The 24,645-nt window shown below is 47.3% G+C and carries 25 protein-coding genes; 12 read left to right on the top strand and 13 right to left on the bottom strand.

All coding sequences use genetic code 11. The features are described 5' to 3' along the window. Window positions 1-56: 56 nt before the first annotated feature. Window positions 57-908, top strand: coding sequence for a peptidylprolyl isomerase (locus tag ABK447_RS15475; RefSeq protein ID WP_015239508.1), 852 nt, complete (start codon window positions 57-59; stop codon window positions 906-908). A 57-nt stretch (window positions 909-965) separates the two neighbouring features. Here the strand turns inward: ABK447_RS15475 and ABK447_RS15480 are convergent. The 7 genes from ABK447_RS15480 to ABK447_RS15510 form a co-directional block, all read right to left on the bottom strand. Beyond that, window positions 966-2,116 (bottom strand): IS3 family transposase gene (locus ABK447_RS15480; RefSeq protein ID WP_094031497.1). Its coding sequence is split into 2 segments (ribosomal slippage): window positions 966-1,843 and window positions 1,843-2,116, totalling 1,152 coding nucleotides; the frame shifts between segments, so codons are not numbered across the junction. A 120-nt stretch (window positions 2,117-2,236) separates the two neighbouring features. Further along, the gene (locus ABK447_RS15485) at window positions 2,237-2,464 is read right to left on the bottom strand and encodes a sporulation YhaL family protein (protein WP_012117207.1); all 228 of its coding nucleotides are present in this window, start codon (window positions 2,462-2,464) and stop codon (window positions 2,237-2,239) included. A 115-nt stretch (window positions 2,465-2,579) separates the two neighbouring features. Further along, complete coding sequence (gene yhaM / locus ABK447_RS15490) at window positions 2,580-3,524, bottom strand: 3'-5' exoribonuclease YhaM (protein ID WP_003155251.1); 945 nt, start codon at window positions 3,522-3,524, stop codon at window positions 2,580-2,582. Between the two features lie 73 nt (window positions 3,525-3,597). Then, on the bottom strand, window positions 3,598-6,480 hold the full coding sequence (locus ABK447_RS15495; protein WP_094031626.1) for an AAA family ATPase: 2,883 nt from the start codon (window positions 6,478-6,480) through the stop codon (window positions 3,598-3,600). Beyond that, on the bottom strand, window positions 6,477-7,700 hold the full coding sequence (locus ABK447_RS15500; protein ID WP_015239504.1) for a DNA repair exonuclease: 1,224 nt from the start codon (window positions 7,698-7,700) through the stop codon (window positions 6,477-6,479). The genes ABK447_RS15495 and ABK447_RS15500 overlap by 4 nt, the downstream gene beginning before the upstream one ends. Before the next feature lie 110 nt (window positions 7,701-7,810). After that, window positions 7,811-9,070, bottom strand: coding sequence for an ABC transporter permease (locus ABK447_RS15505; RefSeq protein WP_025284501.1), 1,260 nt, complete (start codon window positions 9,068-9,070; stop codon window positions 7,811-7,813). Then, window positions 9,063-9,959 (bottom strand): ABC transporter ATP-binding protein, encoded by an 897-nt coding sequence (locus ABK447_RS15510; RefSeq protein ID WP_007409231.1) that lies wholly within the window; start codon window positions 9,957-9,959, stop codon window positions 9,063-9,065. Before ABK447_RS15510 ends, ABK447_RS15505 begins: the two co-directional genes overlap by 8 nt. A 105-nt stretch (window positions 9,960-10,064) precedes the next feature. Between ABK447_RS15510 and ABK447_RS15515 the strand changes: the two genes are divergently transcribed. Next, window positions 10,065-10,250: a YhzD family protein gene (locus ABK447_RS15515; protein WP_094031625.1), complete on the top strand. Its 186-nt coding sequence runs from the start codon at window positions 10,065-10,067 to the stop codon at window positions 10,248-10,250. 24 nt (window positions 10,251-10,274) lie between these two features. Here ABK447_RS15515 and ABK447_RS15520 read toward each other — a convergent pair whose 3' ends face one another. Next, window positions 10,275-11,042: an enoyl-CoA hydratase gene (locus tag ABK447_RS15520; protein WP_015239501.1), complete on the bottom strand. Its 768-nt coding sequence runs from the start codon at window positions 11,040-11,042 to the stop codon at window positions 10,275-10,277. 185 nt (window positions 11,043-11,227) lie between these two features. Here ABK447_RS15520 and ABK447_RS15525 point away from each other — a divergent pair, with 185 nt between their 5' ends. The 3 genes from ABK447_RS15525 to ABK447_RS15535 are packed head-to-tail and all read left to right on the top strand — an operon-like array spanning window position 11,228 to window position 13,328. Next, window positions 11,228-11,581: a hypothetical protein gene (locus ABK447_RS15525; RefSeq protein WP_012117201.1), complete on the top strand. Its 354-nt coding sequence runs from the start codon at window positions 11,228-11,230 to the stop codon at window positions 11,579-11,581. A 27-nt stretch (window positions 11,582-11,608) separates the two neighbouring features. Further along, the gene (locus ABK447_RS15530; RefSeq protein WP_012117200.1) at window positions 11,609-12,106 is read left to right on the top strand and encodes a cation:proton antiporter regulatory subunit; all 498 of its coding nucleotides are present in this window, start codon (window positions 11,609-11,611) and stop codon (window positions 12,104-12,106) included. Window positions 12,107-12,113: 7 nt separating this feature from the next. After that, window positions 12,114-13,328, top strand: coding sequence for a cation:proton antiporter (locus ABK447_RS15535; RefSeq protein WP_003155266.1), 1,215 nt, complete (start codon window positions 12,114-12,116; stop codon window positions 13,326-13,328). Window positions 13,329-13,353: 25 nt separating this feature from the next. On the opposite strand, the gene ABK447_RS15540 is transcribed toward ABK447_RS15535, so the two are convergent. The 3 genes from ABK447_RS15540 to ABK447_RS15550 all read right to left on the bottom strand — a co-directional run bounded on the left by ABK447_RS15540 (window position 13,354) and on the right by ABK447_RS15550 (window position 17,226). Continuing rightward, window positions 13,354-14,643, bottom strand: coding sequence for a lysine N(6)-hydroxylase/L-ornithine N(5)-oxygenase family protein (locus tag ABK447_RS15540; protein ID WP_094031624.1), 1,290 nt, complete (start codon window positions 14,641-14,643; stop codon window positions 13,354-13,356). Window positions 14,644-14,744: 101 nt separating this feature from the next. Then, complete coding sequence (locus ABK447_RS15545; RefSeq protein WP_094031623.1) at window positions 14,745-16,247, bottom strand: coproporphyrinogen III oxidase; 1,503 nt, start codon at window positions 16,245-16,247, stop codon at window positions 14,745-14,747. A 112-nt stretch (window positions 16,248-16,359) separates the two neighbouring features. Next, entirely contained in the window at window positions 16,360-17,226 is an 867-nt protein-coding gene (locus ABK447_RS15550; protein WP_012117197.1) for a Cof-type HAD-IIB family hydrolase, read from the bottom strand. A gap of 383 nt (window positions 17,227-17,609) precedes the next feature. Between ABK447_RS15550 and ABK447_RS15555 the strand changes: the two genes are divergently transcribed. Further along, entirely contained in the window at window positions 17,610-18,749 is a 1,140-nt protein-coding gene (locus tag ABK447_RS15555) for a DNA alkylation repair protein (protein WP_079891469.1), read from the top strand. Window positions 18,750-18,788: 39 nt separating this feature from the next. On the opposite strand, the gene ABK447_RS15560 is transcribed toward ABK447_RS15555, so the two are convergent. Both ABK447_RS15560 and ABK447_RS15565 read right to left on the bottom strand, forming a co-directional pair. After that, window positions 18,789-19,139 (bottom strand): YlbF family regulator, encoded by a 351-nt coding sequence (locus tag ABK447_RS15560; protein ID WP_014720937.1) that lies wholly within the window; start codon window positions 19,137-19,139, stop codon window positions 18,789-18,791. An 85-nt stretch (window positions 19,140-19,224) separates the two neighbouring features. Further along, window positions 19,225-20,358: a DUF445 domain-containing protein gene (locus tag ABK447_RS15565; protein ID WP_052827224.1), complete on the bottom strand. Its 1,134-nt coding sequence runs from the start codon at window positions 20,356-20,358 to the stop codon at window positions 19,225-19,227. Window positions 20,359-20,595: 237 nt separating this feature from the next. Here ABK447_RS15565 and ABK447_RS15570 point away from each other — a divergent pair, with 237 nt between their 5' ends. The 6 genes from ABK447_RS15570 (at window position 20,596) to ABK447_RS15595 (ending at window position 24,640) form a co-directional block, all read left to right on the top strand. Then, window positions 20,596-21,687 (top strand): YheC/YheD family protein, encoded by a 1,092-nt coding sequence (locus ABK447_RS15570; RefSeq protein ID WP_012117192.1) that lies wholly within the window; start codon window positions 20,596-20,598, stop codon window positions 21,685-21,687. After that, complete coding sequence (locus tag ABK447_RS15575; protein WP_015239497.1) at window positions 21,677-23,035, top strand: YheC/YheD family protein; 1,359 nt, start codon at window positions 21,677-21,679, stop codon at window positions 23,033-23,035. The genes ABK447_RS15570 and ABK447_RS15575 overlap by 11 nt, the downstream gene beginning before the upstream one ends. An 82-nt stretch (window positions 23,036-23,117) precedes the next feature. Further along, the gene (locus ABK447_RS15580; protein WP_012117190.1) at window positions 23,118-23,333 is read left to right on the top strand and encodes a YheE family protein; all 216 of its coding nucleotides are present in this window, start codon (window positions 23,118-23,120) and stop codon (window positions 23,331-23,333) included. Between the two features lie 224 nt (window positions 23,334-23,557). Next, window positions 23,558-23,764, top strand: coding sequence for an alpha/beta-type small acid-soluble spore protein (locus tag ABK447_RS15585; protein WP_007610368.1), 207 nt, complete (start codon window positions 23,558-23,560; stop codon window positions 23,762-23,764). A 101-nt stretch (window positions 23,765-23,865) separates the two neighbouring features. After that, a complete protein-coding gene (locus tag ABK447_RS15590; RefSeq protein WP_007409245.1) occupies window positions 23,866-23,991 on the top strand; it encodes a hypothetical protein in 126 nt (41 codons plus the stop codon). 28 nt (window positions 23,992-24,019) lie between these two features. Next, a complete protein-coding gene (locus ABK447_RS15595) occupies window positions 24,020-24,640 on the top strand; it encodes an NAD(P)-dependent oxidoreductase (protein ID WP_076423810.1) in 621 nt (206 codons plus the stop codon). The last annotated feature ends 5 nt before the right edge of the window (window positions 24,641-24,645 follow it).

Consider the following 24,645-nt stretch of genomic DNA (forward strand, 5'->3'; position numbering starts at 1 on the left):
ATATGTTATGATACGCATATGCAATTTAATTTGGATGATTAGGAGTGTTTAATGGAATGAAGAAAATCGCGATAGCAGCTATTACGGCAACGAGCGTCCTGGCTCTCAGCGCTTGCAGCAGCGGCGACAACGACGTGATTGCCAAGACGGATGCCGGAAATGTAACAAAAGGCGAGCTCTACACGAACATGAAAAAAACCGCGGGCGCAAGTGTGCTGACACAGCTCGTACAAGAAAAAGTATTAGCAAAAAAATACAAAGTATCGGATAAAGAAATCGATACCAAGCTGAAAGAGTACAAAACGCAGCTCGGCGATCAGTACAGCGCCCTTAAACAGCAGTACGGCGAAGATTACCTGAAAGATCAGGTGAAGTACGAACTGCTTGCACAAAAAGCGGCGAAAGACAACATCAAAGTGACTGACTCCGATACGAAAGAATATTACGACGGCTTAAAAGGTAAAATCCGCGCGAGCCACATCCTTGTCGCTGACAAAAAGACAGCTGACGAAGTGGAGAAAAAGCTGAAAAAAGGCGAGAAGTTTGAAACGCTTGCGAAAGAATATTCAACTGACAGCTCAAAAGACAACGGCGGCGACCTTGGCTGGTTCGATAAAAAGTCAATGGATGAAACATTCAGCAAAGCTGCATTCGGCCTGAAAGTCGGACAAGTCAGCGATCCGGTCAAAACAAAATTCGGTTATCATATCATCAAAAAGACAGAAGAACGCGGCAAATATGATGACATGAAAAAAGAACTGAAAGAAGAAGTTCTTAAGCAGAAATTAAACGACAACTCAGCTGTACAGGCGGCAATTCAAAAAGTCATGAAAAAAGCTGACGTAAAAGTGGAAGACAAAGACTTAAAAGACACGTTTAACACTTCAACTTCTTCTGAATCTAAATAAAAAAACTGTGCGGGCTGGGACTGCCCCCCGTTTTTGAGACAGGGGTCAAAACACCTTTTAAACAGCCAATTGCCGATAGTTTATCGGTGATTGGTTGTTTAGTTTGGTTTGAATACGAATATTGTTATAATAATGAATGTATTCTATGACAGTGCGTTCTACGATGGCAGTCGTAGTTCGATCAATGCTGTTAAGATAGAACGTTTCAGACTTTAGCGAGGAATGAAACGATTCGATGGAGGCATTATCAGCGGGCGTCCCTTTGCGGGACATGCTCATGGTAATGCCTTTTGTTTTAACAGCTTTTTGATACTCGTAAGATGTATACACAGAACCTTGGTCACTATGTAACACGCAGTTCTCAGGCAGCATTGGTAGCTGATCAAGTGTGTCTAAGACAAAGGCTGTGTCCTGCTTATCCCCAATAGTAAAAGCAATCACTTCTCCATTGTATAAATCTAATATACTGGAAAGGTACAATTGTTTCTGTCCATAAGGCAAATATGTGATGTCCGTTACTAGTTTTTCAAGAGGACGATCAGACTGAAAGTTCCGATCCAATATATTATCGACCACGGCATATGGCTGCCCATCCTTCTTGCGCTTTTTCACCTTAACCCGACACTGCCATTGATTTTTCTGCATAATACGTTGAACCGTTTTATGGTTAATACACATTCTCTTTTTTAGTATGGCTGTGATTTTTCGATATCCATATCGATACTTGTGCTCTCGGCACAACGTGCCGATTTGTTTTTCCAAATGGCGCTTGGGATGATCCTTCATCAGATTCTTCTTCCAACGATAATAAGACGCTCGAGAGATACCTAAATGAATACAGATATCCTGTACGGTCATTGTGCTGTGCAATATTTCTACAAGTTCGACTGACGTTTCGCTATCAACTTCCTTTCCAATTCGTTGTACTTTTTTAAAACTTCATTCTGTTGTCTCAGGTAACGAATCTCTGCCTGCAGTTTCTCTAAATCGGAAGAATACTCCGGACCTTTTCCGTAAGTGTATTGCTTTCCAACAGGCTGTTCGAATCGATGTGTATCACCAGCCTTATACCATCTAACCCATGTCTGAACCTGTGTCTTATTCTTAATATTCAACTCCTGCAGGATCTCTTTCATAGGTACGCCTGCCAATCTCATTTCTACAGCCTTCTGTTTCACTTCAACCGGATAACTCACTCTTGTTCTCATAGAAAAAACACCTCCAAGTCTAATTTCGGATAACAATCATCCGTATTCAAACTTGAAGGTGTTTTTATTTGTCTCATCTTATGGGGTCAGTCCCGGCTCTCGGCGAGCCGCACAGTTTTTTTATGCGATGGAATGATTGGAGTTTTCTTCCGCATCCCCGTTTTCACTTGCGGGCGCCGCCATACGGCGCTCGCGTTCCTGTTCCATCCGTTCAATATACACCCTTCCTTCTTTTTCAATAAACGACTGGTCAAGCTTTTCCTCTTCTTTAGCTGTTGTGAAAAGCTTATAAGCGCTGAAAATAATTCCGATAATGCAAAGGTATACCCACCAAGGAAAAAATAGCACGTCGGTTTCCTCCCTTTTTCGCCCAGAGTCTTTATTCTAAGCTATGCTTGATAAAGACAAGTTATGAGAGCTGAACGTAAAAAAGACCGATCATAGAGAATCGGTCTTTTTTATCTTATTGATGGAAAGTCGGTTTGTAGAAAGAACGGTTTTCAAGCGCAAATACACGCTCTGTGTATTCGCCCGGCTTCACCCGTTCCAGCGCTCTGTCCATCATGATCATTTTTGCATCCAGATTGTCAATGTAGTGAAGAATTTCCGCTTCTTTCACCATCGGCGGTTTCGGGCTTCCCCATTCCGCTTTTCCGTGATGGCTTAAAATCAAATGCTTCAGAATCAGCACTTCTTCAGCGTCAATCTGAAGCTCTTCGGCTGCTTTTGAAAGCTCTGTCACCATGATCGAAATGTGTCCGAGCAGATTCCCTTCCACGGTGTACGTCGTGGAGACGGGGCCTGAAAGCTCTTTTACTTTGCCGAGATCATGCAGAATGACTCCGGCATACAGTAAATCCCGGTCAAGAGACGGATACAGATCGGCAATCGCTTTTGCCAGGTTCAGCATGGACACTACATGATACGCGAGCCCGGAGACGAACTCATGGTGGTTTTTAGCCGCCGCCGGGTAGTCCATAAACTCAGCCGCATATTTCTTGACCAGATGTCTTGTGATCCGCTGGATGTTTGGATTTTTCATTTCAAAAATGTATTGAGTGACGGTTTCCATCATTTCGTTTTTCGGAATCGGCGCCGTTTCCAGAAAATCATCAATGCTGACATTTTCGTTCTCGCCGGCCGGCCGGATGTTTCTCAGCTTAAGCTGGTTTCGTCCGCGATAGTGATGGACATCTCCGATCACCTTCACGATCGTCTGCGCCGCGTACGTTACTTCATCAGTCGGCTTGGCATCCCACAGCTTCGCTTCGATATCTCCCGATTGGTCCTGCAGCATTAACGTCAGGAATGGTTTTCCGTTGCTTGCGATTCCCTTAGTCGAAGATTTAATCAGAAAGTATTGATCGACCTGCTCGCCGACCTCGTGCAGCATAATACCTTTTGCCATTCTATTAAAAGCTCCCTCCATATCTTACATAATACCAGTATAGCACATACCTCTTTTTTGAAAATAAACTCTTTTATGACAGGAGCCGCATGACTTGTCCGCTGTGAAAAGACCGGCTGACATGCTCATGGCAGGTGAAATAAAGTATCTGCCGCCCGCCTTCTGAAAGCTGATTCAGCACATCAAACAGCCGCTGCAGCCGCTGCCTGTCAAAATGGACAAAACTGTCATCAAGTAAAAACGGCAGTGATACCGCAGATTCCCTCTCTGACGCAAGCGCAAAACGAATCGCCGCATAAAGCTGCTCGCATGCCGCCTGTGACAGTTCGCCTGCAGAAAACACCGTTCCGTCTTTCCGCATAACCATAATGGAATCATCAGCCTCGGAAAAATACAATTTGTGATAGCGTCCGTCCGTAAGCGGTCCGTATAATGCACCGGCGGTTTCTAACAGACGGGGAAGCGTCACTTTTTTATGCCGCTCCATTTTTTCCCTGATAATGTGTCTGACCGTCTGTAATGCGGCCCACTCTTTAGCGGTTTTTTTCACGCGCTCCTTCTGCATTTCTGTCTGCTGTTTTAAATCGGATACAAGCCCCGAGGACTCCAGCTGCTCTTGCTTCACCGTTAATAAAGCGGTTTGCTCACGGAGCTTGGCGCTTTTTTCCTCAAGCGTTTTTTTCTCTGTTTCCTTCTGAACGACTGTATGTTCAAGTTCGGACACTGTGCGGCTCATGTACGGCTCCAGCTGTTTTCCGCCTATGCCGGACAAGTGCGTTTTGATTTCGCGCAGCTGCCGCTCTGTTTCCCGGCGGCTTTCAGTCAGCCTGGCGAGTTCACAAAAGTGTTCGCGGTTTTTTGCGCCTGCCGCCATGAAAAGCTGTTTGACCTGCTGTTCGTAGTAATGAACTTCTTCATTTAATTCACGCATTTGCTCTTGTGCATGCAGCAGATCCGTTTCGAGCGCCTGCTTTCGTTTTGCTTCCTCACGGGCTCGTTCCGCCTGCGCCAGCAAAACGTGCAGTCTTTCTTTTACGGACAGCTCCCTTCCGTCTGAAGGACTCAGCTTTTTGACCCGGTCCTCAAATGCTCTTTGCAGCTTTTGCAGCCTGCCCGCTTCAATGGTCAGCTCATGCTTGTTAAGGATTTCTTTTTTGACATCTTTCATCACATGATATGCGTCAAGAAGATGGGAAGGACTTCCTGAAAACCCCAGTTCATTCATAAAAAGTTCCGCCTGTTTTTCAGACGGCGCCATTTCGGCCTCCCATTCTTCATATTGGCGGATGACTCTTTCATATGCCGCTTCTTTCTGTTCAAGCACGGCTTGATCCGCAATCAGCTGCTGCCGGTGCCGGCCGTCACGCCAAAGCTCTTCCTGCAGAAGATCAGCCGCTTCTTTAGAGATCGCCGGCTTCTTTTTCTTGTGTCCGGGCCCTCCTCTTTCTGACGGCAGCGGTTTTTGCATGCCGGACAGCATATACAGCAGCAGAGCGCCGGTAAAAAGGGCGGCGGGCAGCCATTCCTTTAACATAGCGAAAATCGCAATGAACAGAATGCCCGCACCGAGAAAGAGCTTTTTTTGTTTGGCGCGCTGTTTTTCCAGATGCTGAACATGTGCCTGCCATTCGTTTCCTTCTGTATCAGCCATTTGCTTATATGATTGTAAAGCGGCTTCTTTTTCTTTCCTGACAGCGGGGTCCAAAATGTTTTCTGCCGTCAAGGCATGTTTTCGTTCGGCTTCTTCCAGCTCCAGCCGCGCTTGTTCGAAAATCGCATCAAGCTGTGTCTTTCTTTCTCTTGCCTGTCCGGCGCTCTGCACGGCTTCCTGCAGCCGCCATTCATATTCATAATCGGTGTTCAGTGAAAGAATGCCGTCCTCCTCATGTCTTCCGAGCTGCTGCAATCCTGACGAAACGCGGGCAGATGTCTGCCGGATCTGTGATTGGATGGCGGCAAGCTGTTCGCCGCGCGATTCGTACATATGCTGCTCGCCGGAAAGCTCCTGCAGCTGCCGCTCTTTTTGCAGCAAGTCCTCATTTGGAGCGAGCAGATCAGCCTGCCGCCTGAGTTCAGCCGCTTTTGCCCGAAGCCCCTCAAGACGGGCCGCTTTCGGATGGAGATGCGATTCGTATTTTTCAAGCTGATGCATTCCGTCCTTCGGGAATTGCTTCAATGCTACCGGATAAGAAGAAAGTTCGCTTTCCAAGGCTGTTTTTTTGTCTGCGAGCGGCTTTGCTTCTATCGCCGATTTTACTGTTTTGATTTCTTCAGTTATGTCTTTCAATCGTGCTTCGGCATCCTGCAAACGGCCGCCGGCGCTTTTTTTCTCTTCCAGAAGGCTGTGATAGCCCGCTTCCGCAGCTTCCGCCTGTTTCAGCTGGGCGCTGAGCCGCTTTAATGTATCCAACTCCTGATTTAAGCGGGGGTTCCGCCCGTTCGGCTTATACATCCTGTCAAGTTCTTTTGCCAGTCGCCCGTCAAGCTTTGCCGCCGCTTCCGACCCGAATAAGCTCGAATACAGGAGAAACTCGCCGATTTTGTCCCGGTTAAAAGCTTGAATCTCCTGCAGTCCGAATACATCGAACGAATAGATCGCTTCGTACAGCGCCCGGTCTGTATCGGAGAGAAGCTGTTTGAGCCATTCTCCGTCCTTGATTTCGCCTGAAGCCGTATACACTCTGACTTTTTCGGCAGCGCCTTTTGTCCGTTCGATTTTGACAGCGCCGTGATCGCCATGCTTCAATTCCACAGTGCCGCCGTAAACCCCGCCGTTTTTCGGTTCGTATTTTTTTGATTTCGGAAAACCGAACAGCACGCTTTTGATAAAGGACATCAATGTCGTTTTGCCCGCTTCATTTAACCCGTAGATCACTTGCACGGGAGAATCTGACAGCTGAAAACTTCGGTCGGAAAATTTTCCGTATTGGTAAATATGCATCGCCGTTATTTTCATCTCTGAAGCTCCTTCATCTGGCGTCTTAAAACGGCTTGAGCCTGCCGCTTAATATCCAGTATCTCTTCATCTGTAAATGAAGCCATCTGACGCCGGTATACGGGATGACGCTCAAGGGCTTCAAATACACCGCTCATGTCTGCGCATTGTTCTATGTCCTGAAGGAGCCCTTTAAAAAACGGATCGGGCGGCACGGTGTCTGTTTCATCCGTCCGATCCTCAAGCGCAAGCGGCCAGACGAAACATTCCTCTTCGGCCTCTTCCTCCTGTAAAGCGGAAAGAAGCTCCTCCGCGATACCTGCGGGCGCCTCCGTCCAAAAGCGGGGCGCCGCGCCGCGAAGCACCAGCCTGACACATGCCGGGCGGCCCGCCGCGCGCAAGCCGGAGAATGTATCCGATGCGGCTTTCAGAAGTGAAGTCATATGTTCAGCTCCGGAGATATCCAGATCAATTTCCTCCCATAACACATCATGCGCTTCTTTGAATTCCCAAGACATCTCACCGTTTGCCGCCCGGACGAGATAATATCCCTTAGGCCCGGTTTCTTTTAAATGCCGGGCTTGAATATTCCCCGGGTAAATGGCGGCGGGATGCTGGGCGGACAGAACCTGCCGTTTATGAATGTGTCCGAGCGCCCAGTAATCCATGCCGCTTTTTTCAAGGTCTTCTTTCGTAAACGGGCAGTACGGGTCATGCCCTTCCGCTCCTGATAACATGCCGTGGAGCATGCCGATATGATAAGGCGCGCCGGTCATTTTCCGGTAACGGGCCGCCTGATTGACCGTTACGCTTCTTTCCTGATAGCTGCATCCGTATATGCTTGCCGCAAGCTCTCCGTTTTTAAAGAAAGATTTTTCCTCCGGTGTATCCGAGGTGAAGATATGTACATTTTCCGGCCATTCAATCGGCGACCACTTACCGCCCAAATGATCATGGTTGCCGAATATGACGAACACTTGGATATCCGCTTCCTGTAATCTCGTAAACTGTTTTCTCAAAAACAGCTGGGCTTTTAAACTTCTGTTGGCTTCGTCAAACAGATCCCCCGAAAGCAGCACGAAATCTGCCTGCTCCCGGAGTGCCCCGTCCGTCAGTCGGCGGACGCTGTGAAATGTGCTTTCTTTAATACGCGCATATACCGGTTCAGGCAGATTCGAAATGCCGTAAAACGGGCTGTCCAGATGCAGGTCAGCGGCATGAATAAACGTCAGATCAGCCATCTCGCCCTCCCCTTTCTGCAAATTGAATTACCCTTATTTTAGCACCGTTTTTATACGAATGCACGTTCTGTAAAATAAAAAAACAGCCCGGCTGTTCCGGGCTGTTTCACTTATTTTTTGGAGATGCGCAGCGCTTGTTTGATCGCTTTGAATCCGCTGGCGTTTCCGTAAATCAAAACGCCGCCTTTGTAAATTTTCGCGCCGACCGCTGCAAAGATCACGATAGTGAGCAGTGTCAGGGCGATTCCGGCCGCAGCCTGCCAAAACGGGATATCGAGCATCCCGACGCGTAAAAACATAATCATCGGCGTGAAAAACGGAATGTAAGAGGTAACGGTAATAAAACCGGCGTCAGGATTGCCGATGCCGAACATGGCGATCATAAAACCTGCCACGACTAAAAAAACCATCGGCTGAATCGTCTGCTGTACGTCCTCTATCCGGCTGACAACACTGCCGAGAAACGCGGCAAGCGTCGCGTAAAGAAAATAGCCGAGCAAATAGAAAATGACAGCATAGACTATCGTCGAGACGGGAACATCCTTAAAATTGAGAAATGCACTGATCGGCGACGACGCATCATTTTGAGGGTTCAGCTTCAGTGAGAGATAACCAGCCGCAATCAGCACCGCAAACTGTGTGATCCCCACGAGCGCGATACCGAACAGTTTGGCAAACATCTGCTGAATCGGCGGCATGCTTGAAATTAAAATTTCCATGACGCGGGACGATTTTTCCGTCGCCACTTCCATCGCAATCATGCTTGCGTACATGATAACTGAGAAGTAGATGACAAACAGCATGATGTAGACAAGCCCCATTACCTGACCGAGCTCTTCCTCAGATTTCGCCCCTTTTTCCAGCGCGTCTTTGCTGACTTCCGGCGGAGTGTAGAGGCTGCTGACTTTTTCTGCCGAAATGCCGAGCTTGGCGGTTTCGACAGCGGTTTTTGTCTGGGTTAAAGCCTGCTTGAGCAGTTTATACGCTGATTCATCAGAAATGGTCAGCGCTTTGTATGCTCCTGTTATCGTTCCTTTTTGATCTTGTCTGATGATAAACAGTCCGTCCCATTCACCGTCTTTGACACGCTTTACGGCATCTTTTTCGGACTCCTTCGTCTCCATTGCCTGCAGATCATTGTCTGTATCCGCCGCTTTAAGCTGTTTTGCAAACGCCGGGTACAGCCCGCCCGTTTCATCAATCACCGCAATTTGCTGCTTGCCGTCATCCGATTGAAACACGGATATAATCGATTGCAGATTGGTCACCGCTAATACTAATAAAACGGTAATGGCGGTCGAAATAATGAATGACTTTGTCGCGATTTTGTTTTTATATGTATGAAACAGCATAATCCAAAATTTATTCATAAACGGCCCCCACCTTTTCTATAAAAATATCATGCAGTGACGGCTCTTCCAATTCAAACTTCCGTATAAAACCTTTCCCTTGCAGCGCCCGGAAAATATCCTGAGAAACCGGTTCATTCGCGACCTGCAGTCTGATTCCGTCATTTGTTTCCTTCCATTTCACGACGCCTTCATGCGTTTTTAAAAAGCTGAGGTCATCATCTGAATGAACGGTGACATTTTTTTTGCCGAAAGACCGCTTAATGTCTTTCAGATTGCCTTGAACGACGGGTTTTCCCTTCTGGAGAATGCACAAATTCTCGCAAAGTTCTTCCACATGCTCCATTCGGTGGCTTGAAAAAACGATGGAAACGCCGCTGTTTTTCAAAGAAATAACCGCTTCTTTCAGCAGCTCGACATTCACCGGATCAAGACCGCTGAAAGGTTCATCGAGAATCAGCAGTTCAGGCTTATGCAGGACGGCCGAAATGAACTGGATTTTCTGCTGGTTTCCTTTCGACAGCTCTTCGACTTTCTTATTCTTGTAATCTGTAATGCCGAACCGCTCGAGCCATGTCATGAGCTCTTTTTCCGCCTCTTTTTTGCCCATTCCTTTTAATCTCGCCAAATAGACAAGCTGGTCACTCACCTTCACTTTCGGATACAGCCCCCGCTCTTCCGGAAGATAGCCGATTTTTTCACTGATGGAATAATTGACCGGCTGCCCTTTCCAGGTGATATGCCCGTCAGTCAGGCTTAAAAGACCTAAAATCATCCGAAAGGTCGTCGTTTTTCCCGCGCCGTTTGCGCCGAGGAGCCCGAACATTTCCCTTTCAGGTATTTGCAGGTTCAAATTGTCAACAGCGGTAAAGCTGCCGAATGTTTTCGTTACGTTTTCAATTGTAAGCACGAATCCAACTCCTTCCTTGACCCATTATATACTAATAATGGGTAAAAATTAATGGAGGATTTTAAATTCTTTATCAGAATATCATTCTATAAAGGGGGTGACATGATGGGACAATATGTATTGACCGCATTCCATGCGTCGGGAGAAACGCTGCTGAATGAACGGATCGAAGCGGATAATGAGGTGGAGGCGAAGGCCGCCGGAGAGGCTTTATTGAAGGAAAAAAAGCTTGAGAACAGTACTCATCGCTTGGTAAATGAAGCCGGAAAGCTGATTTTATTCCACAGATAACAGAAGCTTTCCGGCTTCTGTATTTTATCGGTTAAATTGCGGCGTCCGTTTTTCTAAAAAGGCGCGGATGCCCTCTTTATGATCATCCGTTTTTCTCATATTTTCCTGGGCCTTTCGTTCAAGAGACAAAACATCTTTTAACCGGCTGATATGGAGGCTCTGATAAATAGCCTTCGTTTCAATCATCGCTGACAGCGGCGCATGCAGCAATCGGTCGATATACGGTTGTGCCCCCTCCGCAGGGCCGCCGCTGAACAGCCCGTCGGCAAGCTTGAGCCGCACCGCTTTTTCAGCCGGTAATTTTTCACCGCTCCAAATCAGTTTTTTCGCTTCGATCTCACCGACGCGTCTCATTAATAAATAATGGCCTCCTCCATCGGGAACCAATCCGATGCCGATGAAATTCATCGCGAGGCGGGCGTTTTCTTCAGCGAGCACCACATCGGCGCACAGCGCGAAACTCAGCCCGAGCCCCGCCGCGGCTCCGTGGATGGCGGCTATCACAATTTTTTTCATATCATAGAGCGTCAGCGTAATGGATTCGATCATTTTCATGAGCCGTTCATATTCTCCTGAATCATGATCAGACGTCATCATCTGGATATCACCGCCCGCGGAAAATCCCCGGCCTTCCCCCCGCAAAAGGACGATAAGCGCCTCACTGTCGGCTGCCATCACGCATGCGTTTTCCAATTCCCGGAGCATTTGTTCATTCAGCGCGTTGTAACTGTCAGGCCGGTTCAGCACAATCTCCGCGATCTTTCCCTTTTCTTCATAACGAATATACTTCATGTTTACATCCCCCTTGAATCCGCTTACATATTTTGTTCAAATGATATATTCCTTCCGCCGAAGCGAAATTCCTTTATTTTTCAAGGTCAATAGATACCGAAAAATGCATATCATTTGAAACTGAACATACATTTTTATATAGTGAAATTGATATACAAAACAAAAGGGGGGGAAAAACGCCGATAATGAAATATGTGATACTCAGCTTGTTACTGAGCTTTTTTATGGTGCTGTTCCCCCCTTCGGATGTCGCTCTTCCTTCCCAATTGGTGACAGAAACAGACAGCCATGTACAAATTTCGGTTTACCCGCAGGAAACGGATTCGGCAAAGACGCCGGTTCACACCAAAACCGCTCCGCAAGGCCTGTCAAAAGGATACGGTGCGTTATCCCGGATGATCTCCCTGTTATCTGTCAAACCTCTTGATCAATTCATTGATTCCACAATGGAAAGGACATGCGCCATTCCGATACAATACCAGTCAAATTACCTCCGGCATCAGACCATTTCTCATTGCCAATCTGTATTTACGGTGTAAAAACAGTATATTCCGGAGGGATTTTTTATGAATATTAAAGAAAACGATCTGCCCGGTATCGGGAAAAAATTCGAAATCGAAACGAGAAATCATGAAAAAATGACGATCATCATTCATGATGACGGCAGGCGGGAAATTTACAGATTTGATGACCGCGACCCTGATGAGCTTCTGGCAAGCATTTCACTTGATGATGCGGAAGCAAGACAGATTGCCGCGATTATCGGCGGGATGGTGTACAAACCGCAGGCGCTTGAATCGATTGAAATGGCGTTCAACGATCTGATTATCGAATGGTTTAAAGTTGAAAAAGGGGCAAAAGCGGCAGGGCGGACGCTCGGCGAACTGGATGTGCGTCAGAACTATGACGTGACGGTCATCGCCATCATTAAGCATAACCAGAAAAAGCTTTTAAACCCGGGCGCTGATTCGCTCCTTGAAGCAAACGATACACTCGTCCTCTCAGGTGAAAGAAAGCATCTGAAAAAGCTGATCCAAGACTTCCTCTCCAGAGACGGAGTGTGATCTGTTTATGGACCATCTCGTATTTGAAGTCGGTACGGCGTTAGTTCTTGTAGCCATTGCGAGTGTCATCGCCAATAAAATTAAATTCTCGATCATCCCCTTCCTGATCATTTTAGGAATGCTTGTCGGGCCGCACGCGCCCCAAGCGGGCATCATTGACCTGACGTTTATCGAAAGCCGGGAAGTGATTGAATTTTTCGGACGGATGGGCGTCCTGTTCCTCCTCTTTTACCTCGGGCTTGAATTCTCGGTCGGAAAATTAGTCAAATCCGGACGTTCAATCGCCGCCGGCGGAACGATTTATATTCTGATTAATTTCAGTTTAGGGCTGATATACGGCTTTATCACGGGCTTTTCCTTTTTGGAAGTGCTTGTATTGGCGGGCGTCATCACGATATCATCAAGCGCCATTGTCGCAAAGGTGCTTGTCGACTTAAAGCGCACGGCCAATCCGGAAACGGAGCTGATTCTCGGCATCATTATGTTTGAGGATATCTTTCTGGCGGTTTACTTATCCGTCGTTTCCGGGCTTGTTCTGGGAGACGCGACGTCTGTCGGAGGCGCGCTGATGTCAATCGTGATCGCTTTCGGATATATGCTGCTGTTTTTCATTGCCGCTCGAAAATTGCCGCCTCTGCTGAACAAGCTGCTTGATATCCGTTCAAACGAGGTATTTGTCATCGTCATTTTCGCCGCGCTCTTTTTCATTGCCGGCTTTTCCGAAACGATTCATGTCGCTGAAGCGATCGGCGCGCTCTTGCTCGGACTCGTGTTTTCGGAGACGGCCCATTCTGACAGGATTGAGCATCTTGTCGTGCCGTTCCGTGACTTTTTCGGGGCCATGTTTTTCTTCAGCTTCGGTCTGAGCATTGATCCGTTTTCACTCGGAGATGCGGTATGGCTTGCCCTCGGCGCCGTTCTGCTGACGATTGCCGGAAACTTTATCGCCGGCATGATCGCCGGGCGCCGGGCGGGGCTTTCTCATAAAGCATCGTCTAATATCGGGCTGACCATTGTGTCACGCGGCGAATTCTCCATTATCGTCGCAAATCTCGGCATCGCCGGCGGCCTGTCCGCTTCACTTAAACCTTTCGCCGCCTTATATGTTTTGATACTGGCCATCTTCGGCCCTTTGCTCACGAAAGAATCGAAGCGGATATATCTCCTGTTGAACAGCGTGTTCAAATGGAAGACGCCTGAAAAGAAGCCGCAGAAATCATAAAAAAAACTGACCTCTTCATAAGGGGTCAGTTTTTTTGAGCGGGAAGAAATTGCTGAAAAGCCGTTTTTTTATTAATGGAGAAATGCTCTTTTCCCAGAATGGTATTGATGATTTTTTGGTTTCTGTAAACAGACAGCTTCAAATTCGTAGCGCCCGTTCCGTGAGCATGATCAAGATTCGTTAATGTGAAAAAATGATGCCGCCTGTCGTCCTTAAAGACAAGACGGGAATCGGCCGTCACTTTAAACCGTTTCTCATCCTCCCATTCGATATCGGGGGCAATTGCCGTAAACCATTCCGGAATATGAGGTTTAAAGCCGGTCGCCAAAATCACTTTTTCTGAATCGGCCGTAAAGGTTTCATCCATCTGCCATTGATGAAAGCTCAGTACGCAGCGCCCGTTTTGCTTTTCAATTTTTTTAAGCTCCGCCATCGGCTGAATATATACGTCAGGCGAACCTCCGCTGATCGATCTGTGATACAGGGCATCGTAAATGGCGGCAAGTGTGTCAGAATCAATGCCGTGGCGCAGTCCGTCCAGCTCAGGGAGCGTGTTCAGCCGTTCTTTAAAAGGCAGGCGGTTAAAATATTCCACATAATCAGGTGTAAACATTTCCTGTCCGAGCTTGGCGGTTTCCAATTCTCGGAATCCGGCGGAGCGTGTCACCCATTGCAGCCGGCTGCGGCGGTATTGTTCATCGTGCAATAAGTCAGAAAAGATCTCCGCGGCGCTCTGTCCGGAGCCGACCACTGTAATTGATTCGGCGCCGGCGAGCTCGTCTTTCCGAAACAAATATTCCGTGCTGACCATCGTGTCCTGACGCGCTTCGGCAGCAATCTCTGCGGGAATAAGCGGTTCAGACCCCGTCCCCATGACGAAATGCTTCGTTTGATAGACACTGATGCTTCCGTCCTCAATGTTCTTGACGCTGACGTCATAATGTCCGCCGGCATTTTTCACGCCGATTACCTCTGAGCCGAAACGGCATGATTTGATTTCTGAAGCCGCCCAGCTCAAATAGTCGTTAAATTCCCGTCTCGGAATATCAAATTCATTAAACGTATAAAACCGGTACAGCCGGTCATGTTCATGGAGAAAGTTTAAAAACGTGTAGCGGCTTTTCGGATCGGCGAGCGTGACCAGGTCCGCCAGAAACGCCACCTGTAAATCCGTCCCTTTAATTAATAGACCGGGATGCCACGCAAATTCTTTCTTTTTATCGAAAAAAAGAGCGTCTGTTCCGGGTATATCCTCTAACAATGCGGCAAGCCCTAAATTAAACGGCCCGATTCCCGCTCCTATGACATCATACATATTATGCACCTCTTGCGAATAACAGTCTGATGGTCTTTTCCCGTTTTTACAGACGGTTAAACATAAAAAAACGGCACGCTGATTCCGTGCCGTTTTTGATATTATAATGCAGATTTGACGAACATCTCATCTAAGTATTTGATTTTCTCTTCTGTATAATGCTCGAATCGGTCATTATATGATTTCGGGTCTTTCGGATTGGCGAAGTGCGTGATTTTTCCGGTTTCCGGATGAATGAATTTGCTTGCCGCGCCGCAGCCGATACCGATAATCGTCTGCACTTCTTCCATAATCATAATGTTGTAGATGCTTTCCTGACCAGGGAAGGAGTAGCCGACATTTTCAAGGTTTCCGAGAATGTTTTTCTGCCGGTACAAGTAGTACGGCGTATAGCCGTGCTCTTTTGTCCAGCGGACGGCGTCATCCATCATGCGGGACACTTCCTGTCTGTCGGCAACTTTATACTTATGCTTGTTTCTCGTCATTTCTGACGCCCGTTTAAAAGAAAGCGTATGAACGGTCAAAGATTCAGGCATCAGCTTTTCCGTTTCCTCAAGACTGTGCCTGAACTCAGCCGTCCCTTCTCCCGGCAGGCCGATGATCAGGTCCATGTTGATGTTGTTCATGCCGTGTTTGCGGGAAAGATGGTATTTTTCGATGGTTTCTTCAACTGTATGATGTCTGCCGATGGCCTTAAGCGTTTCGTTTTCATAAGATTGCGGGTTGATGCTGATTCTGTCAATCTTATACTTATTTAAAACGGCCAGCTTCTCCTCCGTAATCGTGTCGGGACGGCCCGCTTCAACGGTAATCTCCCTGATATTCGCGACATCCGGGAAAGAGCGGACCATTTCTTCATATAAAAGATCCATTTCCTCAGCGGTAATGCTTGTCGGCGTGCCGCCGCCGAAATAAATGGTCGTCACTTTGATATCATGCCGCTTCAGCCATTCTCCGATTTTCTGCATTTCATAGTGAAGCCCCCATAAAAAGGAGCCGACTCTTCCCGCCTGTCCTTGAATGGCATAAGCCGGAAACGTGCAGTAGGCGCATTTCGTCGGGCAGAACGGGATGCCGATATATATGCTGACTTCATCTTTGACCCGGTACAGATCGGGAACAGCAGCGAGCTGGCGGTCGACGATCTCCTGCATCAGATTGATTTTTTCATCATGGATCAGATAATCTTTTTTCAGATCGGCATGCGCCTCTTCTTTTGTCAGGCCGCTCTGCAGCTTTTTATGAAGAAGTTTAGTAGGCCTGATGCCGGTTAAGATTCCCCATTTTTGTGTCATGCCCGTATGCGATTGAAGAAGATTTAAGTAGACATATGACAGCGTGTTTTTCACCTGTTTAAATACTTCTTTTTCGCTCCATCCGGCAATAAGCGGTTTCGTATGGTGTTCCTTTTCGCCGGTTCCTTTGATTTCTCCAGATACCGACACGCTGTCTGCATCTTGAGAAATGGCAAGTGAGATGACGAGATCAGAGGGTTCCTCCGTTTCGCCGTACGCAAGAACACACTCTTCAAAAAATAAATTCGCGATGTTTTGCAGCGGACGATGCAGCCTGTCATCCGTGATGCCGTCTATTTTTATTTGCAATGTGATCACCTTATTTTTCAGATTCAAAACTTTCTTTAGTGTACAGAAAGAACAGGCTAAAATCAATCCGCGAAAAAGCCGCAGACCGGCGTTTCGCGTCTGCGGCTCTTGATTACGGCCGTTTCATATGGAACTTATCGAGAAAGCCTTTGCGGTGCTGCATGCGAAAATATTCCTTAATCATATAGGCGACTCCTTGTTCATCATTTGACCTTGTCACCCAGTCCGCTTTTCTTTTTAATTCATTTGAGGCATTCCCCATCGCGACGCCGAGACCGGCCAGCTCGATCATCGGCAGATCATCTTCCTGATGGCCGATAGCTACAACCTCTTCCATTGAAAGCCCGAGTTCAGCGGCGACCATCGAAAGTCCGCTTTCTTTTGAAACCCCTTTAGGCACGATGTTCAGTTTTTCTCCGTTGACGCGGATCACATCGACGGCCGGGAATGCTTTCATTATCGTATCCGTTATATCAGCCTGCAGGCCATCTTCGGCATGCACTTCAATGACGGGCGCTGAAACCGGCTCATCAAGGAGCAGGTCACTTAATGATTCGACAAACTGCACCGGATAAAAAATCGGGTCAGACGGATGAATCATCGTTTTCCCGACCAGATTGGAGTTCACTTTCTTCTTGTTTCCGATCGAATATTTTTCGTGAAGAAGCCGGATATTGCATGGATAGCTTTCCAGCACCTGAACAATATTAAACGTGTGATCTTCTGATATTTTCTTTTCAAAAAACGGCTCATCTATTTTTTCAGAAATGTATGCGCCGCTGTGGGTAATCAATTTCGCATTCAGCTTTAATATTTTCGCCACTTTTTGAGCGGAGCGAAAATGGCGGTTTGTGACCAGTGTGACGTAAATTCCTTTTTTCTTGACGTATTCGATGGCATCCTTTGTCGTCTGATGAAGTTTGCCGTTGGAGCGAAGAAGCGCTCCGTCTATATTTAACGCCAGCATTTGTTTTGACACAGAGAAGTCCCCCTCCTTGATGACTGTACTTGTCATTAGGATATGACCCTGTCTCTTTGTTTAGAACAACCTTTTCTCCGCAGCAAAAAAGCCTGCCTCAAGCAGACTTTGAACTGTCGTTTTGTTGGGATACGATCGATTTGCTGCCTTCTCCCCAATGTGTATTTCTATTTACGAAATATATCAGGAACCCCTTATTTGACCGTTGATGCGCTCGTTTCACTTACTCTCTGTTGCTACCCCTTAACATACCAGGCAGTATAGGCGACCGTATCCTTAGATCATCTGTAAGTGTAGGCGCTTTCAGAGTTATTATCTCAATTATATTGTTAAAAAACAAGGGTTTTTTTAACTAAAAAAATCAGAGGAAATATCTATGCTGAATGTATGATAAAGTTGCGAGGGAACATACATTCTCATATAATAAAAGAAAAAAAGCGGTGACTGTCATGTCTCTATTAAAAGATATTTATAACGAAGAATTTGCAGAAGCACTTCTGAACAGAATCAAATCGGCGTATCCGGCTTTTGAGCGGGACAAGTGCCGGGCGCTGATGTTTCAGGAAGATTGGCCCGGACTGACGTTAAAACAGCGGATGCGCCGGATCACAGACTCTTTATATGAAACACTGCCGAAGGATTACATACGGGCGCTTGACGTCTTATATGAGACAGCTCCCCACTTCTCAGGGCTCGCCGGGATTATTTTTCCCGATTATGTCCAACAGTACGGAACGGATCACTGGGACGAATCAATGAAGGCGCTTCAGTATTTCACTCGTTTTTCCACTTCCGAATTTGCGGTCCGCCCGTATATCAGGCTTGACCGGGAGCGGATGTTCAAAGAGTTCCTTTCCTGGACGGAGCATCCGGACGAACATGTCAGAAGGCTTGCCAGCGAAGGCTCAAGACCGCGCCTGCCATGGGGAATCTCCATTCCGGCTCTTCTTGACGATCCTTCCCCGATTCTCCCTGTTCTGGACCGCTTGATGCAGGATGACTCGTTATATGTCAGAAAAAGCGTGGCGAATAACCTGAATGACATCTCCAAAACACATCCGGATGTTCTGGCACAGATCGCAGCCGAGCGGTTCGGAAGCTGTCCGCACACGGACTGGATTTTGAAGCACGCCTGCAGGACACTGTTAAAAAGAGGAGACAAACAGGCGCTTGCGGTTTTCGGGTTTGAAGACGCCTCCCGGATTTCATTGGAACGTTTTACACTGAATTCGGAAACGGCCGCCATCGGAACAAGCATACATTTTTCTTTTCAGATCCGCTCATCCGCCCGGCAAAAAGTCAGGGTTGAATACGCGATTGATTTTGTAAAGAAAAGGGGGCACCGCAGCCGCAAGGTGTTTAAGATGTCGGAGTCCGCCATGGATAACGGAGACGTAAAAGCCTTCAGCAAACACCATTCCCTTAAAGATTTAACCACCCGCAAGCATTATCGGGGAATTCACACTCTGTCTGTCATCATTAACGGAACGGTAAAAGGTTCGCTTGATTTTTCTGTTGAATAAAAAAAACCCCTCCATTTCATAGATGGAGGGGTGTGGAGCTTATTCCGGGCTGCCGTAAAGCTCTTCAAGAGGTTTCATAATGATTTTGTTTAACTCGCCGATCAGCATGCTCATGCGCTGTTCCGCTTCCATCAGCTGAGAAATCAATTCATGCTGCTGTACGAGAGCAACCGTTTTTTGTGCCTGCTCTACCTCTTCCTGAGTGATTTCTTCACCTGACATCTGTTTCTGCTGCAGCTGCAGCTGTACATTGCGGAAGTTATCAAACATGCGTTTTGCGGATTCATCTGCGTTTACTTGATCATAAAGCCCTCTCAGACGGCTGTATTCATCACTGTTTCGCAAAGCTTTTTCAAGATCATATGCTGCATCATAAAAATGAACTGCCATAATAACCGCTCCTTTCTTCCTTTCGGACATACCACTCCACTATAACAGACTGCGGAGCGACTTTCATCATCGGCGTATGTTTTCCTTAGAAAAGAATGACAAACAAAGCCTGAATTGCTCCGATTATCCCGCCGAGCAGACCGCCTAAATACGTTATCATCTTAAATTCTCTCTTGGAAATCGACAGCACCATTTCCTCCAGCCGTTCAACGGGAAACTGATCAACCTGCTCTTTGACCACTTCCTCAAGACGCAGCCGTTTCAGCACATTCTCCAAATGAGCGGCAATACTGCCGAGTGCCGCATCAAGCAGCTTCGGCGCGTACGTTCCCGTAATCTCACCTTCATAACGGGAGATGATGTCACCGAGCCGGCATTCGAAAAAGGGCGCGGTTTGAAGTGCGGCCAAAGCCCGCTTTTTCATGCTGAACAGCAGATCTTTCGCATTCCACTTTTCATCGGCCTCATAAAGTGTATAAGATTTGAGCTTGCCCCATTCTTGAGAAAGCAGATCAGCCAGAAGCTTTTTCGTTTCCTCATTGCGCAAAAACTTTAACAGCTCAGGCAGCACACGGTCTGCCAAGCTTGAATTGCCGAGGAACATCTGCACCATGCTGCCGAGCATCCCCCGGGAATTCAAAAAGTCGTCAATCATATTTCCGAGCCTGTCTTTCCCTTCTTCGCTCTCAAAATAATCAATGCTCCGCTTCAGAATATAATCTGCGGCCAACGGGACTTTTTCATCCAGCTTTTCCTGAAGCTCATCAGGAAGCCAGTCTTTTATGGCGCGGTGCTCATATTTCCGGTACAGTTCCGAAAGCTTTTCATCGGTAAAACGGTCAATCCAGGCATCCGTCTTTTCCTGCGGATTCCGGATGCCCGCGGCAGCCAAAGCTTCGTGCACCGTCATCTCGGAAGCGGCCATTTTTTGCGTGAATTGTTCGGCGAAAAGAAGCGCCTGGTTTTTAACGGTATCTGATAAAAGCCGCTTTTTTATTCCTTCCGGGGTTAAAAGGTGGTTCGTCACCATGAGCCCCATTTGTTTTGCCAATTCATCCCGTCTTTTCGGGATCAGCCCCGGCGTAAACGGAACCCGTTTTCCGAACAGGTAATACGGCCGGTACGGACGAAATAACATCTGAATGGCAAGATGATTCGTCACCGCGCCGATCGCGGCTCCGATCACAATCATAAATAGAAACGTTCCTGCTATGCCCATTCCTTTTCTTCTGCCTCCATCTTATGTTCTATTTTCTTGATGATATATCTATTCGTATTATAGAGGCTGGCGGGCATGCGGGCAAATGAAGAACCTGAATTGTTGTTTGTGAGGAATAAGGCAAGATGCTGTTTCGTACTCTTTACAGTAGATCATCTTTTATAACGCGCTTAGCATATTTATTGGATGGAAGGGCCGTTCCATCAGCGGCTTTTTGAATAAAGGGGGAGTAATAATATGACAACACTCGGTTTTATGTCTGTATCCCGCCGGCACGAGGAAGATTACGCCGGGGAATTGGCTGAAAGAGCGCCTCAATATAATGTGCGCTTAGCCCGCTTTACACCGTTTGATATATTTCCGGATTCTTTGCGCGTGAAAGCGCTCGTCTATCACCCGCAAAGCGGAAAGTGGAACGAAACGGAAATCGATATTCCCGAATATATTTACGACCGCTGTTTTTACGGAAAATCCGCTGAAGCGCAAAAAGCCAAACCGATCGTCGAATGGCTGAAAAAATATCGGAAAACGGAATTTATCGGCCGGGGGCTTCCTGATAAATGGACGGTCACGGATGCGCTCCAAAAGCATCATCTGATCAGTCCCTATATTCCTGAAACGGCCGAAGTCAGCCGCTATGAACAGGTGCAATCATACTTAGCCAAGGAAAAAGCATGTATACTTAAGCCCGCTTTCGGCGCGGGAGGCAGAGGCATCATCCTGCTTGAAACAGGCAAAAAATCAATTACGGCCACTTACTATATCGGAAAAAACAAACAAACAAAATCATTTTCCAATCACGTGTCTTTTAAGTCTTGGTGCAAAAAAGTGCTGCAGCACCGCTATTTGCTTCAATCCTACTTAAATATCCAGGATAAAGAGCGGCATCCGTGCGACATCCGCATTTTCATGCGCAAAACGGAGTCAGGCGTTTGGGAAACGGTCGGAAAAGCGGTCAGAAGGGGTTATCAGAACGGTCTTTTATCTCATTTGCCCGGAGGATCTGAACCGATTAAGTTTGACACATGGTTTGAGGAAATTCCGAGAAAGCAGCAGGCCGTTTTATTGGATGATGTCTTTTCGATCACCCAATCCGTCCCTTATTTCCTTGATGAACGGTTCGGGCCGCTGTTTGAGCTGGGGCTCGATATTTGTTATGCCAAAGACGGACGCATCTGGCTTTTGGATGTCAACTCAAAGCCGGGACGGAAAGCTATTTTAAGCGTGGCTCCGGAGGCGAAAGAGGATTTGTATACGAGTCCGCTGAGACGCTTCCGCGAACTTCAGTCACAGGAAAGCCGGAAAGGAGTATTACCGCGTGAATCATAAAGGGATGATTGTCGGCATCGATAAAAAAAGCAAAAATACGCTGTTTCTCCCCTCCTCCATGAAACGGGAAGGGCTTTTATCCGCTGCCTTCGGGACCAAGGTTGTCAAATGCCGTGTAGCCTTTTCTCAATCACTTGAAAAAAGCGCGCTCCTTTCTGAAGATTTGTTCGAGGAGCTGTTGATACCGCATAAAAGCCGGGCTGACTTTCTCATACACGGCCAGACGGTGCACATCGGACCGCTGATCGGCGTTTTCACAGCCGGGTTCACATCATCGCCGTCCCGCCCGTTAAGAGACCGTACAGCCTTCTTTTCCAAGATGCTCTCTCTTCATGAACAGGCGAACGGATATTGTTTCGTTTTCGGGGCCCATCAGATCAACTGGGAAGAAGGCACCGTCCAAGCGCTGATTTATAAAGAAAACAGCTGGAAACGGACGGCCGTCCCGCTTCCGAATGTCGTATATGACAGGCTCCCGAGCCGAAAAACGGAAGAAGTTCCGCTTTTACAGCAGACAAAACAAAGGCTGATGAATGACTATCAGATTCCGTGGTTTAATCCGCAATTCTTTAATAAATGGGACATTCATAAGCTTCTGGAAAAAAACAGTCTCACCGCTTCACTTCTGCCAAAATCTGTCCTGCACCCGAATGCAGAAGCGTTAGAAACGTTATGCAGCACGTTTGACACCGTCTATATCAAACCTGCAGACGGCGCACTCGGCACGGGGATTTACAAGGTGGAAAAAACAGATGCCGGCTTATCTGTCAAACACACGAATGAGGAAAAAACGGTGGTGACGGCAGAGTATTCAGATGCGGCATCCTTCATGACATCATTTAAAGAAAACAATGACCCGTCCGCATTTTTAATTCAGCAAGGCATTGACCTGATCCGGCTGGATGGGCGCCCCGTCGATTTCAGGGTGCACACGAATAAAAACGCCGAGGGGAAATGGACAGTGACGGCCATTGCGGCAAAAATTTCCGGTGAAAACAGCATCACGACGCATCTCGCAACCGGCGGAGAAGTCAGGACGTTAGCTGAATTATACGGCGATCCGAGAGAGAGAGTCGGCATGATGCGGAAACTTTCAAAAGCCGCCTTGGCGGTCAGCCGCGTGTTAAATGAGCACATTGAAGGTTTTATCGGCGAAATCGGTTTTGACCTCGGCGTCGATCATTCAGGGAAAGTTTGGATGTTTGAAGCCAATTCCCGCCCCGGGCGCAGCATATTTTCCCATCCGAAGCTGAGATCGGTCGATTACCTGACAAAACGGAGAAATTTTGAATACGCGTCGTATTTATCAGAACGGTCCATCACCGCCCCGGAAAAACTTTGGCGGTGAGGCTGTCTTTTTTTAGGTTTACCCGGGACAGGCATTGAACGATGAGCTACAATGAACAAGATCAACATTTCCCATAAGGAGCGTGAACGTCATGATTTCGCACTTCAGCTGGAAACCGTTATTCAAAAAAGAGAAACTGCCCGGATGGCGGATTTCATTTTACTGGCAGGGTACGCATTACGAAGGGATTTACCACAAGTCAGGAGACATTGAATGGGGACACACACATCCGGGAAAAGAAGAGCCGGCTCTCGTAAAAGAGCTGCATGAATTAATGCTTTATCACATATATGACTGAAAGCTAAAAGCTCAGCCGCACCAGGCTGGGCTTTTCTTTTTCCTTCCGCTATTTACCACACCGTTTTCCGAATGAGATGCCGTTTGATTCACCATAATACGTAGTACAAAGCGGCAAACAGCATTGGGTGAAGCCGAGCTGGCAATGGTTTTCGTTCCGAAAATCATCGGCTGGTGCAATTCCAGCAAACCCAACCATACTACTTTATAAAGGAGATCATACAAATGGCAAACAACAACTCTTCAAACCAACTAGTAGTACCCGGCGCTGCTCAAGCAATCGACCAAATGAAATACGAAATTGCTTCTGAGTTCGGCGTAAACCTTGGCGGAGAAACAACTTCTCGTGCAAACGGTTCTGTCGGAGGAGAAATCACTAAACGTTTAGTATCTTTCGCACAGCAGAACATGGGCGGCCAAGGCGTACAATAACTCAATAAATGGCTTACAGAAGGCGCGGGATACCGCGTCTTCTTTTATGCCGTCACCCTTTTTTCCTATTCCACATACCCTAGGAAAAAAGGAGGGAAAACATGTCATTCATTGCCTCAGTCAATTGGGAGCTGATTCAGTTCGTAAGTGTTTCTTTGGTCAATGAATATGTTGCCCACCATTTCCCGTTTATTCACAGGTATTCTTTTCCCCGCTGCTTTGAATGATATAATGAGCGGCGAGGAGGTTTTTTACATGAACATCGCTTTACTCGGAGCAACGGGAAGAGTCGGACAGGCTTTTATAAAAGAAGCGCAGAAACATGGACACATGGAGATATTCGCTCTTGTCAGATCAGCCGGAACAGTCCTTCCCATTCCTGAAAAACAAATCATAACAGGGAATGCGAGGCGGCGGGAAGATGTAAGCCGATTGATTTCCAAAGCGGACACAGTCGTGAGCTGTCTCGGCACGGACGGTGACGATACCCTTTCAACCGCTATGACCCATATAATAGACAGCATGAAACGGCATCATGTTCAGCGTCTGATTACGATCGGCACCGCGGGTATCCTTCAATCACGGCTTATGCCTGATCAATACCGTTTTGAATCGGCAGAATCAAAACGAAAATCAACAAGAGCCGCAAAGGAACACGCCCGCGTATACGAGATGCTGCTGGCAGAGGATCTTGACTGGACGATCATCTGTCCCACCTACCTTCCTGACGGAGATGCTGCCGGAGTTTACCGGTTCGAACAGGATCGCCTTCCTGAAGACGGCGCTGAAATCACCGTCGGAGACACGGCGCACTTTCTGTACCGTGAGCTGATCAGCCCGCAGTTTGTCAGAAAACGGGTGGGACTGGCTTACTGAATGAA

Origin of the sequence: Bacillus sp. hwrm1 (genome assembly GCF_040207805.1) — a bacterium.
In the GTDB taxonomy this organism is placed as follows: Bacteria; Bacillota; Bacilli; order Bacillales; family Bacillaceae; genus Bacillus; species Bacillus velezensis.